This is a genomic window from Shimia sagamensis (genome assembly GCF_900182745.1).
GTDB classification, from domain to species: Bacteria; Pseudomonadota; Alphaproteobacteria; order Rhodobacterales; family Rhodobacteraceae; genus Shimia; species Shimia sagamensis.
In genome coordinates this window covers 35,465-51,533 of the sequence record NZ_FXTY01000010.1, presented here as the reverse complement: position 1 = coordinate 51,533, position 16,069 = coordinate 35,465, and the positions used below count along the sequence as shown (strand labels likewise).

At 54.7% G+C, this 16,069-nt stretch carries 17 protein-coding genes; 8 read left to right on the top strand and 9 right to left on the bottom strand.

Features of this window, described 5'->3' with window-relative positions; all coding sequences use genetic code 11:
• Positions 1-3: 3 nt before the first annotated feature.
• From QOL67_RS19845 to QOL67_RS19835, 3 genes are all read right to left on the bottom strand, one after another.
• Positions 4-1,521, bottom strand: coding sequence for a tripartite tricarboxylate transporter permease (locus QOL67_RS19845; RefSeq protein ID WP_283427731.1), 1,518 nt, complete (start codon positions 1,519-1,521; stop codon positions 4-6).
• Between the two features lie 12 nt (positions 1,522-1,533).
• Positions 1,534-2,073, bottom strand: coding sequence for a tripartite tricarboxylate transporter TctB family protein (locus tag QOL67_RS19840; RefSeq protein ID WP_283427730.1), 540 nt, complete (start codon positions 2,071-2,073; stop codon positions 1,534-1,536).
• A 62-nt stretch (positions 2,074-2,135) separates the two neighbouring features.
• The gene (locus QOL67_RS19835; protein WP_283427729.1) at positions 2,136-3,080 is read right to left on the bottom strand and encodes a tripartite tricarboxylate transporter substrate binding protein; all 945 of its coding nucleotides are present in this window, start codon (positions 3,078-3,080) and stop codon (positions 2,136-2,138) included.
• Here QOL67_RS19835 and QOL67_RS19830 point away from each other — a divergent pair.
• Genes QOL67_RS19830 through QOL67_RS19820 form a run of 3 tightly spaced genes read left to right on the top strand, consistent with a single transcriptional unit; the run spans position 3,065 to position 6,215 of the window.
• Positions 3,065-4,003, top strand: coding sequence for an IclR family transcriptional regulator (locus QOL67_RS19830; protein ID WP_283427728.1), 939 nt, complete (start codon positions 3,065-3,067; stop codon positions 4,001-4,003). The genes QOL67_RS19835 and QOL67_RS19830 overlap by 16 nt on opposite strands.
• Positions 4,000-5,346, top strand: a complete 1,347-nt coding sequence (locus QOL67_RS19825) for an aminotransferase class III-fold pyridoxal phosphate-dependent enzyme (RefSeq protein WP_283427727.1) — start codon at positions 4,000-4,002, stop codon at positions 5,344-5,346. Before QOL67_RS19830 ends, QOL67_RS19825 begins: the two co-directional genes overlap by 4 nt.
• An 11-nt stretch (positions 5,347-5,357) precedes the next feature.
• Positions 5,358-6,215 carry an MBL fold metallo-hydrolase gene (locus tag QOL67_RS19820; protein WP_283427726.1) on the top strand — a complete coding sequence of 286 codons (858 nt, stop codon included), beginning with the start codon at positions 5,358-5,360 and terminating at the stop codon, positions 6,213-6,215.
• Positions 6,216-6,272: 57 nt separating this feature from the next.
• On the opposite strand, the gene QOL67_RS19815 is transcribed toward QOL67_RS19820, so the two are convergent.
• Genes QOL67_RS19815 through fahA form a run of 5 tightly spaced genes read right to left on the bottom strand, consistent with a single transcriptional unit; the run spans position 6,273 to position 11,481 of the window.
• Positions 6,273-7,592: a TRAP transporter large permease gene (locus tag QOL67_RS19815; RefSeq protein ID WP_283427725.1), complete on the bottom strand. Its 1,320-nt coding sequence runs from the start codon at positions 7,590-7,592 to the stop codon at positions 6,273-6,275.
• Positions 7,585-8,121, bottom strand: coding sequence for a TRAP transporter small permease (locus tag QOL67_RS19810; RefSeq protein WP_283427724.1), 537 nt, complete (start codon positions 8,119-8,121; stop codon positions 7,585-7,587). Before QOL67_RS19810 ends, QOL67_RS19815 begins: the two co-directional genes overlap by 8 nt.
• 3 nt (positions 8,122-8,124) lie before the next feature.
• Positions 8,125-9,159 carry a TRAP transporter substrate-binding protein gene (locus QOL67_RS19805; RefSeq protein WP_283427723.1) on the bottom strand — a complete coding sequence of 345 codons (1,035 nt, stop codon included), beginning with the start codon at positions 9,157-9,159 and terminating at the stop codon, positions 8,125-8,127.
• Between the two features lie 57 nt (positions 9,160-9,216).
• The gene (locus tag QOL67_RS19800) at positions 9,217-10,167 is read right to left on the bottom strand and encodes an MBL fold metallo-hydrolase (protein ID WP_283427722.1); all 951 of its coding nucleotides are present in this window, start codon (positions 10,165-10,167) and stop codon (positions 9,217-9,219) included.
• Between the two features lie 48 nt (positions 10,168-10,215).
• Positions 10,216-11,481 carry a fumarylacetoacetase gene (gene fahA / locus QOL67_RS19795; protein WP_283427721.1) on the bottom strand — a complete coding sequence of 422 codons (1,266 nt, stop codon included), beginning with the start codon at positions 11,479-11,481 and terminating at the stop codon, positions 10,216-10,218.
• 273 nt (positions 11,482-11,754) lie between these two features.
• Here fahA and QOL67_RS19790 point away from each other — a divergent pair, with 273 nt between their 5' ends.
• Positions 11,755-12,198, top strand: a complete 444-nt coding sequence (locus tag QOL67_RS19790; protein WP_283427720.1) for a MarR family winged helix-turn-helix transcriptional regulator — start codon at positions 11,755-11,757, stop codon at positions 12,196-12,198.
• Positions 12,191-12,811: a maleylacetoacetate isomerase gene (gene maiA, locus QOL67_RS19785; protein ID WP_283427719.1), complete on the top strand. Its 621-nt coding sequence runs from the start codon at positions 12,191-12,193 to the stop codon at positions 12,809-12,811. Before QOL67_RS19790 ends, maiA begins: the two co-directional genes overlap by 8 nt.
• A 12-nt stretch (positions 12,812-12,823) precedes the next feature.
• Here the strand turns inward: maiA and QOL67_RS19780 are convergent, their stop codons facing one another.
• Entirely contained in the window at positions 12,824-13,279 is a 456-nt protein-coding gene (locus QOL67_RS19780) for a MarR family winged helix-turn-helix transcriptional regulator (protein ID WP_283427718.1), read from the bottom strand.
• A gap of 137 nt (positions 13,280-13,416) precedes the next feature.
• Between QOL67_RS19780 and QOL67_RS19775 the strand changes: the two genes are divergently transcribed.
• From QOL67_RS19775 to QOL67_RS19765, 3 genes are read left to right on the top strand one after another with little or no spacing between them, the layout of a single operon-like run.
• Positions 13,417-13,959: a VOC family protein gene (locus tag QOL67_RS19775; protein ID WP_283427791.1), complete on the top strand. Its 543-nt coding sequence runs from the start codon at positions 13,417-13,419 to the stop codon at positions 13,957-13,959.
• The gene (locus QOL67_RS19770) at positions 13,959-15,572 is read left to right on the top strand and encodes an FAD-dependent oxidoreductase (protein ID WP_283427717.1); all 1,614 of its coding nucleotides are present in this window, start codon (positions 13,959-13,961) and stop codon (positions 15,570-15,572) included. Before QOL67_RS19775 ends, QOL67_RS19770 begins: the two co-directional genes overlap by 1 nt.
• Positions 15,569-15,751 (top strand): DUF2783 domain-containing protein, encoded by a 183-nt coding sequence (locus QOL67_RS19765; protein ID WP_283427716.1) that lies wholly within the window; start codon positions 15,569-15,571, stop codon positions 15,749-15,751. Before QOL67_RS19770 ends, QOL67_RS19765 begins: the two co-directional genes overlap by 4 nt.
• Positions 15,752-16,069 lie beyond the last annotated feature (318 nt).

Sequence of the window (16,069 nt, the reverse complement as noted above, 5' to 3'; positions counted from 1 at the left end):
CGGCTACCTCATCTGACTGTCGTGCATGTCGTGGTCTGTTTCGGGCTGGTGGGCCCGCCATTCCTTGATCAGCGTGCGCATGTGCAGCAGCAGGACCAGCACAATCATCCCGAAAATGATCGCTGCAATCGGTCGGTCGATCATATCCAGTGGCGTTTTCAAGCGCGGCATGGCCGAACGCAGTTTGACTTCCATAATGCCGCCCAGAACCATACCAAGGATGATTGGCACAATCGGTAGGTTCAATCGCTTGAGGATCAATCCCAACACGCCGAATCCCGCCGCGATCATGCAGTCCGACAGCGAATTACGCAGCGAATACACGCCCACAAACGACAGCAGCAGGATCATCACCCCAAGGAAACGGGTTGGCACGCGGATGATTTTGGTCAGCAGGTTTGTCGAGAACACCAGAAAGATCATAACAATCACGTTCAGCGCGATCAGCGCAAAATAGAGGCCATAGACCAAATCGATGTTGTTCTGAAACAGCTGCGGTCCGGGGATCACGTTGTGCACGTAAAACACCGACAACATCATCGCCGTCAGCGCCTCTCCCGGAATGCCCAGCGCAAGCAACGGGATCATCGCCGCTGCGGGCACCGCGTTGTTTGCCGCTTCCGATGCAATCAAACCTTCGGGTGATCCCTTGCCAAAGCTATCTGGATTCTTCGAGGTCTTCTGGGCATAGGTATAAGACATGAACTGCGCCGTGAACTCACCGGTTCCCGGGATCATGCCAAGAATGACTCCAAAGCTCGAAGCGACCGTGGCGACACGCTTGTGCTTCAGAAGTTCTTTGAAGCCAACTCCCAGGCGCCCTTTGACAGGTTTGGCATCCGGGCTGCTATCGGGTTCAAGAAGCAGGAGGAACGCTTGGCTGAGGGCAAAGAGCCCCAGAACCACAACAACCAAATTCACCCCTGAGGACAGGAAAGACAGCCCGAAAGTATAGCGCTGCGAATAGGTCACCGCATCCAAACCAACGGTCTGCAAAAATATCCCGAACATCGCCAACATGCCAGCGGCAAATATCTGCCCACGGTGGGCGAGGATCACAAGAATGACCCCCAATAAAGCTGCGAGAAAAATCTCGCGTGAGCCAAACATCGGCGCAATCTTCGCCAATACAGGGGACAAAAGGATCAGACACAGAATTCCAAAAATGCCGCCCCAGAACGATGCGGAATAGGCAAGAGATACAGCCCGATGCGCCTCGCCACGTTCCGTCATGGGAAAACCGTCATATGACGTCAAAGCATTGACTGCGGTTCCGGGAGTGTTGATCAAAACGGCGGGAATGGCGCCGCCATACATCGACGAGCCATAAATGCCCAACAGCATGGTGAGCCCGACAATTGGATCGAGCGAGAAAGTTGCTGGCAGCAGGATCGCAATCGCCACCGCAGGACCCACCCCCGGAATTGCACCAATGATCACACCGCCCACGGAGCCGACCAGCAGTGCGAGCATCACGTCCCAACGTGCAAGCATCTCCAATCCGGCAAGAAGGTTTTCCATTACGCTCTCCGATTAGAAATAAGTCAGCATGATCTGGCGCAGTCCTTCAGGAAGGCTGTCGTAGATCAGGCCGGATGGTAAATTCACTCTCAAAAGCGGTTTGAAGAGCAAGACGACCGAAATGGCGGAGCCAATGGCTGCAAGAATGGCCCAAGGGCGGCGATATCCAGCCCGCACTGTCAGAGCGACTGCAAATATCATGGTCGCAGGCAAATAACCGGCATACGGAACCACAGAAGCATAAGCGATAAACCACACCGCATACTCAAATGATGCGGCCCATAGGCCGACCTCATGCCAACGCCCGTGCAAACGTTCTGACAGGGCAGATCCCAACAAATGCAGAGCTGCAAAAACCGTCATGCCGCCAAGAGAAACTGCGGGCCAAAAGCGTGGCTGGGCAAACAGTTTGCCGCCACTGCGCCATGCGGTTTGGTCCGCCAATTGCGACAACAGAAGGACCGAGACAATGAGTGCAAGCCAGGCGAACACGATGTCACCCGGTCTGCGATAGCGCTTAAAGAGCGCTTGTAGCGTTTTAATGCGCGACATTGGGTTTCCGTAAGTGAAAGGAAAAAATGGCCGGGCAGTCATCCCGGCCATGATGAAGCGGCTTATTCGGACAGCATGCTTTCGATGCGCCCCATAGTGTCGATGTCTTTCTGGATCTGATCAACCACCTCTGCTGCAGGCTGCCAGTACACTTGCGCACCCGTTTCCGCCGCCAGCTTTTGAGCCCGGTCAGACATCATGGTCTTTTCAGCAACCGCGATAATTTTGTCCCGCGCCTCTTGTGGCGTGTCCTTGTGAACGAACAGTCCATTCCAAAGCGCAACATCCAGATCGGGTGCCAATTCTGCGACCGTCGGTGTGTCAGATGTCAGGTTGATACGTTCAGATCCAATGGAAGCCAGCACACTCACATCATCAAGACAGGGTAGGATCAACTGAAGCGTGGTGTTGATCACATCAACATCACCGGATGCGAGCGTATTACAATCAAGCGCATCAAAGGCCGCGTCCGAGGCGTAAGAAAAACCCATCTCCTTTGCCAGACCCATCGTCACCTGGGTGGGCACCAAAGGGGCGCCAAAGTGGCCAAGAACAACATCATTGGCTTTCGCGTGCTCCGCCAATTCACCCATCGTCTTGTAAGGCGCGTTGCCCCCTGTGGCGATCACAAACGGATAGGTCAGGAAATTCCCGAGCGGGACAAAAGGATCGGGGTTCAGATCCGGTATGCCAATCTGTGGCCCCACCACTGGGATCGCAATAAGGAAGGATCCAACGGTGTAGCCATCCGCCGGTGCATTTGCCACTTCAATTGCGCCAGGAAACGGCCCTCCACCGCCGCCAGGCTTATTCACAACAGCGGTTGGTACACCATAGGCCTCAGAGAAATCCTCTGCGATCATTCGGGTCAGCACATCCTCCAGATCACCTGGCGGCCAAGGAACGACAAACTCAACCGGCTTCTCAGGGTATTCAGCCTGAGCGCTTCCAGTGACTGCGGCCAATGCCAGCGCCACGGCGGTCATGGACTTTGCAAATTTCAACATCTTCCTCTCCCTGTCTGGTTCATATATTGAACCGCTGTTTCGTAAAAAAGGTTGCCTTAACAATTATAATCCGTCAATCTATTTTTGAGACCGCCAAGAAAGTGCCTTTCAAAATGTCCTCCATCACAAAAGCTCTGACGCTTCTTTCTTACTTTTCGACAGACCGTCCTGAAATCGGCTTGTCGCAGCTTTGCCGCATAGCTGGGCGGGACAAGGCAACCACATATCGACAACTTCAAGCACTTGAATCTGTTGGGTTTATCGAACAAAATCCGGCGACGAAGCAGTATCGACTCGGACCTGCATTGATGCAATTGGCCCAAGTGCGAGAGGCAACGGTCCCACGCAAAGACGGCGCAAAAACGGTTCTTCGCACCCTGGCTGACAGAACTGGGGAAACCGCCCATGTCACCGTTCTGTCAGGCACGACTCTTTATGGATTGTGCGAATGCGAATCCCCGCACCACGGGACGCGCGCGGTGATAGACATCAACACCTTCCCCCTTCACGCCACGGCCTCAGGTCTGTGCGCTCTGGCGTTTGGCCCATCAAATTTGCACGCCATCGCACTCGGGAGTCTAGAGGAGTTTACAGCAAACACTCCAACGACGGAGGCTAAGCTCACGCAGCTCATCGAGGTGGTTCGTGAAACAGGGATCAGTCACTCCGATCAATGCTATGAAATCGAAATTCAGGGCATTGCAGCGCCGATCTTTGATCACACGGGACATCTGGCAGGCGCCGTGGCCGTGGCCTGTGTCGCTTCGCGCTTCACCCCAGAACTGGCACACACCATCAAAACCGAATTGCTCATTGCCGCCCGAGACATCACGCACAATTGGGGGGGGACGATCCCGCGCCCCATTGAGCAGTCCTGGGCCAAAACCCTCACAAAAATGACCAAACAGGAAACCGCTTCATGAAAGACTCAAACTTCCTGAAAGAACACAATGGCCGCCTGATGTGGCACCCGATGACATCCCCGCAAGACAGCATCGACCGGCCGCCCAAAATCATCACCGAAGCAGACGGCGTTTCGATCGTGGATGTTGACGGGCATCGTGTTGTTGATGGTGTCGGCGGCCTGTGGAACGTAAACCTTGGATACTCCTGCCAGCCGGTCAAAGACGCCATTGCACAGCAGCTCGACACACTGCCCTACTACTCGACCTTTCGCGGAACCTCCAACGACGCTGCCATCGAACTGTCCTACGGGCTGAAAGAATTCTTTGCTCCGGACGGATTGTCCCGCGCCTTCTTCACCTCAGGTGGGTCAGACAGCGTCGAAACCTCGCTGCGCCTTGCGCGCCAGTACCACAAACTGCGTGGCGATCACGGGCGCACCAAATTTTTAAGCCTCAAGAAAGGTTATCACGGCACCCATATCGGTGGCGCCTCTGTCAACGGAAATGCCAATTTCCGAAACGCCTACGAGCCCCTTTTGCCAGGGTGCTTCCACATCCCAGCGCCATACACCTATCGCAATCCCTTCAATGAAACGGACCCGGAAAAACTTGCACAAATGTGCCTGCAATCCCTGGAAGACGAGATCGCGTTTCAGGGTGCAAACACAATCGCCGCCATGATCATGGAGCCCATTCTGGGCGCCGGTGGCGTGATCCCGCCACATCCGTCTTTCGCTCCAGCTGTTCAGAACATCTGCAACCGCAACGGCATCCTCTTGATTACGGACGAAGTCATCACCGCTTATGGGCGCACAGGCGCATGGTCCGGTGCGCGTCTCTGGGGCATCCAGCCTGACATGATGGCTACCGCCAAGGCCATCACAAACGGCTATTTTCCCTTTGGGGCCGTGATGCTTGGCGACCGCATGGTTGAGGTTTTTGAGGGCAACCCTGCCGCCAAAATCGGGCATGGCTATACCTATTCCGGCCACCCGGTCGGAGCTGCTGCCGCACTGGCCTGTTTGGCAGAAACCAAACGCCTAAACGTGGTCAAAAACGCGGCCTCGCGTGGCACGCAGCTGTTTGAAGGCTGCAAAGCGCTGATGAAAAAGTATGACATCATTGGCGACGTGCGCGGTGGATACGGCCTGATGACTGCCATCGAAATGGTCAGCGACCGCACAACCAAGAAACCGATTGACGGCGCAACGGCCGCCAAAGTGCAGGACACGGCTTACCAATCAGGCGCAATGGTGCGCGTCTCCGGACCCAACCTGATCTTGTCGCCGCCGCTGGTGCTGTCGCAAAACGACGCCGCCACAATCCTCTCCGCGCTCGACGCCGGTTTCGCCGCAACCTGATAGGCCCCAAAATGACACCCAATTACGTTGCCCTTCTGGGCACAAAGGGCGGGCCTTCGGTTCGCACCGGATCCTCTATGCCCACGTCCAATCTGGTTGTGCTTGATGGCCAACAGGTTGTGCTGGATTGCGCCTTGGGCGTGACCCGCGGCTTGGTGGATCAGGGCATAAACCTCAAAACTCTGTCGACCATTTTGATCAGTCACTTGCATTCAGATCACTATCTTGAACTTGGCCCCCTTATTCACACAGCATGGTGCTCTGGGCTCACCACGCCTGTTGATGTCTATGGGCCGTCCGGCCTGCAAGACTACTGGGACGGGTTCGTCGCTTCCATGAAGGTCGACATTGATCTGCGGATCGATGATGATGGCCGCGATGATCTGCGTGAGTTTGTACGCATCCACACTATCAACGCGGGGACAGTGTTTGCCCGCAACGGCCTTACCATCACGGCAATCAGAACCGAACACCCCCCGCTAATCGACAGCTTTGCCTTCTCGTTCAAAACCAATGACACCCATGTCGTCTTTTCCGGTGACACCGCCCCGCTCAAACGCCTCGAAGAGTTTGCACGCGGCGCAGATCTGCTGATCCATGAAGCGATGCTGGAGTCCGCTTTGCCATCCCTTTTGGAGCGCATTGGGAATGGCTCTGAGAAGCTGATGCAGCACTGGTTGCGGTCTCATACATTTGCACACGATGCAGCCATTACTGCGGCGAACGCTGACGTCAAACGCTTGGCTCTGTCTCACTTGATCCCGTCAGACGACCCCAAGTATGGGCCGTCTGACTGGCAAGCGGCATGCGCGCCCCACTACGACGGAAAACTCATTATCGGCCACGATGGTATTAGGATCAACTTATAGGGTCTGGAATTTCCTAACAGGACGGGCCCAAATGGCCCGTCCGTAGATGGTTGTTTTCTACATTGCCGCCACAAGCCATAGCGACAGCCACGGAACTGTTATCAACAATGTCAGTCGGACAATGTCGGCGTACCAGAACGGCAGGACGCCCTTAAAAATCGTTCCCAAGGACACATCTTTGAGGACAGATTTGAGGACAAAAACATTCATGCCAACGGGTGGCGTGATCAAGCTAATTTCGGTGACCACGACAACCACAATTGCGAACCAGATCAATGCCATTTCAGGGTCTTGAAGCAGCGCATTGGCAAACGGCAATTCATACATCAGTGGGTAGAACACCGGGACCGTGAGCAACACCATCGACAAGCTCTCTAGCACGCACCCCAAGATCATATAGATGATCATAATCACAAGAATGACTGCCCAGACCGGCATTTCCAGATCCAGAACCAACATCGCCAGTGCATCCGGCAATCCGGCAAAGTTCACAAAATTGGAAAATAGCTCGGCCCCGATCACCACAGCAAAAATCATGGCGGTTGCGCGCACACTGTCAAACGTCGCGGTCAGGAAGTCGCGCCAGGTCATGGTGCGCAGCCCAATCGCAATTAAGACGGAGGCGCCTGCCCCCATACCTGCGGCTTCGGTTGGGGTGAAGAACCCGCCGTAAATGCCAATCATGATAAACAGGAACAGGCCCAGTACGCAGAATACACCAACAACATCGGCGCGGGTCATGGGCTCACGTTCCGTCACGACGTCAGGCGCAAGATCAGGCTTGATCCACACCGCAACTTTGACGGCCACCAGATAGAGGATCACGCCCAAGACACCAGGGACCACGCCAGCAATGAAAAGCTTGGCTATGTTGGTTTCAGTCAGAAGCCCATAGATGATCAAGATCACCGAAGGCGGGATCAGAATGCCAAGCGTACCGCCTGCCGCAATCGACCCAGTGGCAAGGCGGTCGTCGTAGCCAAATTTGCGCATCGAGGGCATGGCGACTTTGGACATCGTGGCGGCGGTTGCAAGCGAAGAGCCGCACACTGCGGAAAACCCACCACATGAGAAGACTGATGCCATCGCTAATCCACCACGGGTGCGCCCAAATAGGCGATCCGCGGCGGCAAATAAACCGTGGGCCACCCCAGATCCTGCCAAAACATTGCCCATAAAGATGAACAATGGAATGACCGAGAGGCTGTATGACAAGGCAGAGTCAAAGGCGATTTGGCCGGTCATCGCCCACGCTGGTTGCCACCCCCGCATGAGTGCAAAGCCAATCCCGCCAACAGCTGCCATAGCAAAAGCAATGGGCACGCGTACAAGGATCAGTCCAAGCAGGACCGCAAAGCCAATGAGAGATTCAATCATTGTTGTCCCTTACGTCTTGATCAAAGTCGCGGGGCGGCTCAATGCCACGCGTAAAGGCAATAAAGGCGCTCACCAAACAGGAGAAAGCGGCCAGATAGCCAAAAGGTGCCAGCGGAATGTTGAGCGCATTTGTGACTGCGCCATCCTGCGCTGCTGAAAAAGCATGTGCGGCCAACCGCCAGGCAAAGGTTGCCAATAGTGCAGCGGAGAAAAGACCCGCAAACGCAGAAAGATAGCGCTGAGTTGGACCACGCAGGACCACATTTATGAGGTCAACCTCGATATGTTCTTTGCGTTCGGTGGTCAAAGGCAGCGCCGCGAAAACAAGCGCTGCCAGTAGGAGTTCAGTGATTTCAAAGGCGCCGCTGAGCGGAGACGAGAAGAAGTACCGCCCCACCACATCAACGCAGGTCACCAAGATCAAACTAAACAGAATGAGAGCGGCCCCGACACCTAGAGTGTTCTGGAGAAGCTGGCCAATGTCCAAACCGTCCTCGTCGCTTTTGAACCTCTGTCGGAACCGCTCCATCTTTTAGTACTCCACGCCGGTCTGAGCGCGCAGGTCTTTCAGAGCCGCTGCCCCGTCAAACCCATCTTCGGAGATCGCCTGAACCCATGTGTTTTCATGCACAGCCGCTTTGGATTTGATGGTTTCCAGCAGGGTCGCAGGAGCGTCGGTGATTTCGATGCCTGCCTCATTGATCGCAACCAGCGCGGCTTCGTCTGCCGCATTCCAAGCTGCACCCACACGCTCTGCAAAAGTTGCGCCCGAGATTGCCTCGATGGCGGTGCGGTCTGCTTCGGAAATGCCGTCCCACGCGCCTTCGTTCATCACAAGGAACCATGTGGTGTTATAGAGACCACCTGGCACCCGCATGGTGTATTTCAGGTCGTCCGTCAGTTTGAAGGCGGTCAGCGCTTCGTAGGTGAAGGTCACACCATCAATCACGCCACGAGACAGTTTTTCAAAGACTTCGCCAGACGACATAAACAGCGTTTCCGCGCCCAGATCTGACATCAGATCTGCGATATACCCGCCGGGAACCCGTATTTTCAGCCCCTCAAGGTCGGAAGCAGCGGCCACAGGGCGGACGTTGTTGTGCAAAACACCGGGGCCGTGCACAAACAGACCCAACAGTTTTACGTCTTCATGCTCTGCTTGAGCATCGAGCGCGCCGGAGTAGACGTTCCAAAATGCGGTGGAACCGGAAACGGCGTCATCTCCAAGGAAGGAAAACTGACCAATGCGGGAGCGTTCAAAGCGGTCGTCTTTGGTGAAAGAGTGCAGACCGTATGTGATATCGGCAATCCCGTCAGCAGCCATGTCGTAGTGGGCCGGAGGTGCGCCAAGTGGCTTGGACAGAACGCGCACTTTCACACGGCCTTCGGTGACGTCAGACACCTCTTGCGCCCAAGGTTTGATCGCGTTGACAACAATTGGGTGGCGTGGTGGCAGCCAGCTGGATAGGGCCAGCGTATCAGCAAACGCAGCAGATGAAGTCAGCAGGCTGGCGCCAACAACGGCACCGGCAATCACTTTGCCAAGTGTGGTGGATGTGAGTCTCATAGTGTTTCCTCCCTTTGAGATTTCTGTTGGGCGTGCAGAGGCCCTGTGGCGGGGTGATCAACCTTGCAGCTGTTCCCACATTTCGAGGTCGCGTTTGTCGGTCCAGATCCGGGGCGTGTCGATGCCACGCGCCTCGTCGTAAGCGCGGCTCACATTGAACGGCAGACAATGTTCGTAGATGGCGTAGTCTTTGAACTTCGGATCACAGGCGTCGCGCACCGCATCCCAAGCTTCTTTCAGAGATCCGCCACGCGCGGCCACTTTGGCGGCAGGCTGATAGGTGCTTTGTACAAAGTCACGTGTGCTGGTGATGGCGCGCTCAACGGCGTCTTTGCCAATCAAGGCGCCGCCGCGGCCCGGTGCAATGGCATCCACGTCATAGGCTGCAATGTTGTCCAGCGTTTGGCCCCAGTCGCCAAAGTGACCATCGCCGCAATAACAGGCAGAGTGGTCTTCGACGATGTCACCGGTGAACATGACATTCTGATCTGGCACGTGAATAACCGCATCACCAGCGGTATGAGCGCGGCCGATGTGTTTGATGTCGACGCGACGGTTGCCAAGGTACACGGTCATGCTGTCGCTGAACGTGGTGGTGGGCCATGTCAGGCCGGGGATGCTTTCGTGGCCTTCAAACAGGCGTGGGAAGCGTTGAAACTCGCTGTCCCAATCTTCTTGGCCACGCTCAACAACCATGGAGCGGGCCACATCAGACATGATGATTTGGGATGCGCCAAAGGCTGAGGCCCCCAGAACACGAACCGCGTGATAATGGGTTAAAACCACATGCGAAATTGGCTTGTCGGTGACAGAGCGCACACATTCGATGACCTTATTTGCCAAACGCGGCGTGGCTTGGGCCTCGACAATCATGACGCTGTCATCGCCGATGATCACCCCGGAGTTGGGATCACCTTCGGCGGTGAAGGCGTAGAGGCCCTCACCAATTTCATCAAACGTGATGGTCTTTTCGGTCATATCGCCTTGGGATGCGAACGCTTTTGCCATTTCTAAATCTCCTGCACCCGCAACCGGTCTGGCGGGGGTATTGCTGTGTCAGTTGCGTGTGAATGGGTCGTCGAGTGCAGGCAGAATTTCACCCGCGCAATCGCCAAATCCGATGGTGAAGCCGTCTCCCTTGGCATTGGCTCGAAGGGTCATTGTGTCGCCGTCCTCAATAAAGGTACGGGTCTCGCCGCTGACCAATGTGAACGGTTTGCGCCCGGCCCAGCTCAACTCCATAAGTGAGCCAAATTCACTTTTTTTCGGACCGGAAATTGTACCTGAACCAAGGAGGTCGCCAGCGTTCATGCCGCAGCCGCCAACTGCGTGGTGTGTCAGTTGTTGGGCTGCGGAATAGTACAGGCGGCTGTAGTTGGTAGTGGCCACAACGCTGGCCTGATCCGTGGATTTTGGCTGCATCAGCACCTGAAGTTCGATGTCATAGAGGCCTGGCTTGCTTTCGCTCAAGTATGGCAAAAGCTCTTCGGTGCGTGGTGGCACCTCGGTACGGAAAGGTTCCAATGCGTCTTTGGTCACGATCCAAGGGCTGATCGAGGTGCCAAAAGCTTTGCCTTGAAACGGGCCAAGCGGCTGATACTCCCAGCCTTGAATGTCACGTGCGGACCAATCGTTCAGCAGAACATAGCCAAAGATCATGTCGTCCGCTTGTTCGGTTGTGATTGGCGCGCCCATTTCACAGGCGGTGCCAACGATTGCGCCCATTTCCAACTCGATATCAAGCCGTTTGCATGGGCCAAAGGATGGCATGGTTGCGTCTGGCGCCTTGGTCTGGCCAAGCGGGCGGCGAATGGGGGTGCCTGACACCACAACAGAGGAGGCCCGCCCGTTGTAGCCGATAGGAATGTGCAGCCAGTTCGGGGGCAGTTCCGGCCCACCGCGCAGAATGGACCCCATGTTCTCCGCATGTTGGCGACCGGCATAAAAATCGGTGTATTCGTCTACCTGAAAAGGCATGTGCAACGTTGCACCAGCGGCGGTGACCAGACAGGCCTCAGCTGAGGCCTGGTCGGCTGCGCCTGCAGCTAGGATTTCAGTCAGTCGTGCACGAAGGGCGGCCCATGTTTGTGGTCCCGCTTCCATAACTCCGTTCCAGAAGGGCATATCAAACAAAGCGTTTTCGCCCACGGCCAAAAGGCCCGCTGCCTCAGCCGCCTGACAATCCAGGATCATATCGCCAATGGCGACACCACAACGCGGTTCCCGGTCTCCGATGGAGAACACACCGTAGGGCAAATTGTTCAGGGGAAACGGATGATCAGCCGCATTGGCGGTCTCCACCCAGGATTTCAGAAGAGGCATTTACGACTCCGTATCGTGGAAAAGGGGCAAGGTGCTGGCGGACTGTTGTGCGGTGGCACTAGGGGCACGCGCTTAACGCCAGCAGACCGAAGGACAGACGGGAGGCAGGATTTCTGTTTGGTATTTGTCATCAAATCCTCCCGGTGAAGCGACTCTCAGGAATTGGAGTTGCACTTGGAGGCACTATTTGTTTCATATGCAACGAAGTCAACAATTTTTATTGCATATGCAACGAACATACCTCTTCTATGGAGAGGGAACAGAGGATTGAACATGCCAAAGACGCTGCCAGACTTCGATTTAGAGCATTATTTGCCCTATCGTTTCACGGTGTTGGCTGCGCGGTTGAGTGCGGAGCTCGCAAAAAGCTACAAGAACGATTTTGGGATCTCGATGCCAGAGTGGCGGGTTTTGTTGAATGTCGGATACAGTGAAAACCCCTCGATTCGAGACATTGAAAGACGTGTCAGTCTCGAAAAATCCAAGGTGAGCCGCGCGGCTGCAAAGCTTGAGGCGAAGGGATTTATCACTAAACAAACCGACAACAGTGACCGGCGCTTGCTCAAGTTGGCGTTGACCAAACAGGGCGCCGAGTTGCTCAGCGCATTGATCCCGATTGCCCGATCATTTCAGGCACAGTTGGACGAAATTCTCGGGGCTCATGAAGGCGAGTTGCAACACGCCTTAGATTTATTGACGGAAAAATTAGATGATTAAGCTTTATGACTATTGGCGCTCCTCCGCCAGCTATCGTGTGCGCATCGTGCTAGGCTTAGCGGATATGCAATGGGACACGCAGCCGGTCAATTTGCTAGACGCTGAGCAGCGTTCAGAGGCCCATCTCGCCCGAAACCCTCAAGGGCTGGTGCCAGTTTTGGAAGTGGATGGGCACAGCCTAACGCAGTCGCTCGCACAGATTGAGTATCTTGATGAAACTCGGAACCTAGGCCTTTTGCCGACAACCGCGATCGGGCGTGCCGAAGTTCGGGCACTCTCCTACGCAATTGCGATGGAAACCCATCCGGTGTGCAATCTCAATGTGGCGAGATGGGCGGTGGAGCAATCCGGCAAGGCAATTACAATGGAAGGCTGGATGCAGCATTTCATCACGCAAGGCTTAGATGCCTTTGAGCAGATTGTGACCGGCGGAGCCTATTCCTATGGTGACAACATCACGTTGGCTGATGTGTGCCTGCGACCACAGATATACAATGCTGAACGTTGGGGCGTGGATCTTAAAGCCTACCCCAAAATTTCTCGCATCCATGCGGCGCTTGATACCATTCCGGCATTCCAGCGTGCCCATCCTGATGAAACACCGCAAGATTAAGGCCAGATCGCCCTAGCCTGCGTTGGTCATGTCACTCTTGGCGTGGTGATCTACGGCTTGTTCCAGGGCTTTCAATCCTTGTTTGAGAGCGTTCAAATCCTCGTCTTTCATGTTTTGAAGAATCGATTCGGAACGGCTCTCGACTTGTGGAAACACATCGCCAAATAGGCTGTGCCCTGCCTCCGAACAGGTGTACAGTCGCAATCGGCGGTCATTTTTGTCCACCGATCGGCTGATCAAACCCTTGTCTTGAAGGCGTGTCGCCGCTCGGCTGACTTGTACTTTGTCCAGTGTGGTACGCTGGGTCAGCTCAAGCGACGTCAGCTGCCCTGCATCCGCGAGCAAAAGCAGTAAACGCCATTCCTCACGGGATAATCCGTAGGTTCGCCCGTAAACTTCTACCAGTTTTCGAGAGAACAATTCCGCCGTCGACGCGAGCAAATACGGGAAATAGGTCTCGAGGTTCATAAGTCGTTTCCTTTCGCATCCAGAATATATTGTTGCATGTGCAACAAATTGATCTGGATCAAGCCATGTTTTTGTGCATGATGATAATCATTGCAAATGCAACGATTCTGGAGGAGATCGAAATGAACGTACAAAACTTGAAACTGGACCAGATCCATCACGTCGCCTACCGCTGCAAAGATGCCAAGGAGACTGTAGAGTTTTATACCAAAATGCTGAACATGGAATTTGTATTGGCTATCGCCGAAGACAAGGTTCCATCGACGCATGAGCCCGATCCTTACATGCACCTCTTTCTGGATGCCGGAAATGGCAACGTGCTTGCGTTTTTTGAATTGCCAACCAAGCCAGAGATGGGCCGTGATCCAAACACGCCAATCTGGGTGCAGCATATTGCCTTCAAGGTCAAAGATCGTGCCACGCTTCTGGGCTTCAAAGAGCACTTGGAAGCGCAAGGTGTGGATGTCCTTGGTGTCACGGATCACTCGATCTTTCATTCGATCTATTTCTTTGACCCAAGCGGTCACCGTGTTGAGCTGGCTTGCCCGGATCCAAAAGAAGCTGAAATGCTTGAGCGCCTGGATGCTGTCAAATGGGACATGCTCGAAGAATGGTCACGCACCAAAAAAGCCCCTCAGCACGCCGATTGGCTGCACGCCAAAGAGCTGGGGAAAGAGTGATGCTGAACACTTACGACTTTCCGGAATTTGACTACGTTCAATCTGATGAACAAGTTTCTGGCACGGCCGCGCGCCACAGCGTTGTCATTGTTGGTGCAGGCCCCATGGGCCTCACTGCGGCGCTTGATTTTGCGGCACGCGGGCTAAAAGTTGTTGTGCTTGACGACAACAACACTGTGTCTGTTGGCTCGCGCGCAGTGTGCTATGCCAAGCGTCCGCTAGAAATCTGGGACCGCCTTGGCGTTGCTCAGAAGATGCTGGACAAGGGCATCGAATGGAAGTTGGGCCGTGTGTTCTTCCGCGATCAGGAGGTCTACCAGTTTGACCTCCTGCCTGAGGACGGCCACAAAATCCCGGCATTCATCAATTTGCAGCAGTATTATCTCGAAGAATACATGGTCGAAGCGTGCAATCAGCACCCATCCATTGATCTGCGCTGGAAACACAAAGTGGTTTCCCTTAATCAGCATGATGACCATGTCGAGTTGGCGGTGGAAACACCGGACGGCATCTTCCAGATGGAGGCTGAATGGCTACTTGCCTGTGATGGAGCCAACTCTGACACCCGGCGTATGGTTGGCGCCGATTTCACAGGGCACTTCTTTCAGGATCGGTTCCTGATTGCTGACATCGTGATGAAGGCAGACTTCCCTACCGAGCGTTGGTTCTGGTTTGATCCAGATTTCCATCGCGGCCAGTCCGCCTTGCTGCACAAGCAATCCGACGATGTTTGGCGGCTGGATTTCCAACTAGGCTGGGACTGTGACCCCGAAGTTGAAAAGCGACCCGAAAACATCATTCCACGGGTCAAAGCGATGATCGGTGAGGACGTGGATTTTGAGCTTGAGTGGGCCTCTGTCTACCAGTTCGCCTGTCGGCGTATTGATGATTTCCGTTTTGGTCGCGTTTTATTTGCGGGTGACGCCGCACACCAAGTGTCCCCTTTTGGAGCTCGTGGCGCAAACACGGGTGTTCAGGATATCGACAACCTGTCTTGGAAACTGGCGGCAGTGATCCGCGGTGAAGCCCCTGTTGCATTGCTTGACACCTACAACACCGAGCGTGCCTTTGCTGCTGATGACAACTTGATGAATTCGACCCGATCCACTGACTTCATCACCCCAAAGAACAGCGCTTCAAAGCGGTTCCGCAATGCCGTGCTTGATTTGGCAAAGAAAGCCAAATTTGCCCAACCTCTGGTCAACTCTGGTCGCTTGTCGACGCCGACGCCATATGTCGACAGCCCGTTGAACACCGATGATGCGGGTGACTGGGCTGGTCAGATGCGACCCGGCACATGTGCGGCTGATGCGCCTATTTCCAAAGGTGGCAAGCCTGGATGGTTGCTCGAGGAACTCTCTGATGGATTCTCATTGCTTGCGCTTGGTGTTGATGTCGTCCCTGTCGACGCTGGTGTCTTCACTCCGAAGCTCTTGAGCCTTGGGAAGGATTTTGAAGACGATGAAGGGCTGATTTCGCAGCGGTACGATGCAAGCGAGGGTGCGCTGTATCTGATCCGACCTGACCAGCATATCGCGGCCCGCTGGCGCAGTTTCGATGCTGGTGCCGTAAAAGCTGCAATTTCAAAAGCAACCGGAGGTCCAAACAAATGAGTTTGATACTAACCCCCAATATCGAGTCCCCCGACGACTTCTACGAAGTCCTCACAGAGGCACAACGGGAGATGACCGACGAGCAAGCAAATGACATGAATGCGCGTTTGGTATTGATCCTTGCAAACCAGATCGGTTCTTTGAGCCGCCTGAAGGAAGCTGTCGCCCTGTCACAGTAGCAGGCGATGTTCTTTTTGACACTGGGGCACAGTGTTGTGCTGCGCCCCAGATGGTTTTGCCCTTAGATAACCAAACTCACTACAGTGCAGAGAGTGCTGTTTGAGCGCGGTGTCCTGTTCAGGTTCTTCCGGACAAATGACCGACGAAACTAAGAGAGTGTCTAACTCCTCTGATTAGGGTGATTTGGCGGTGTCATTCGCATGCAATGGCGCCGTGCCCGTGCCACACACGGGCCTCGACAAACCGTCCGTATTTCTTGCCGCTGAATTGACAGGTTGTGACCGGCTCCTCGCCGTATCCGGTGTTTGGGGGTATTG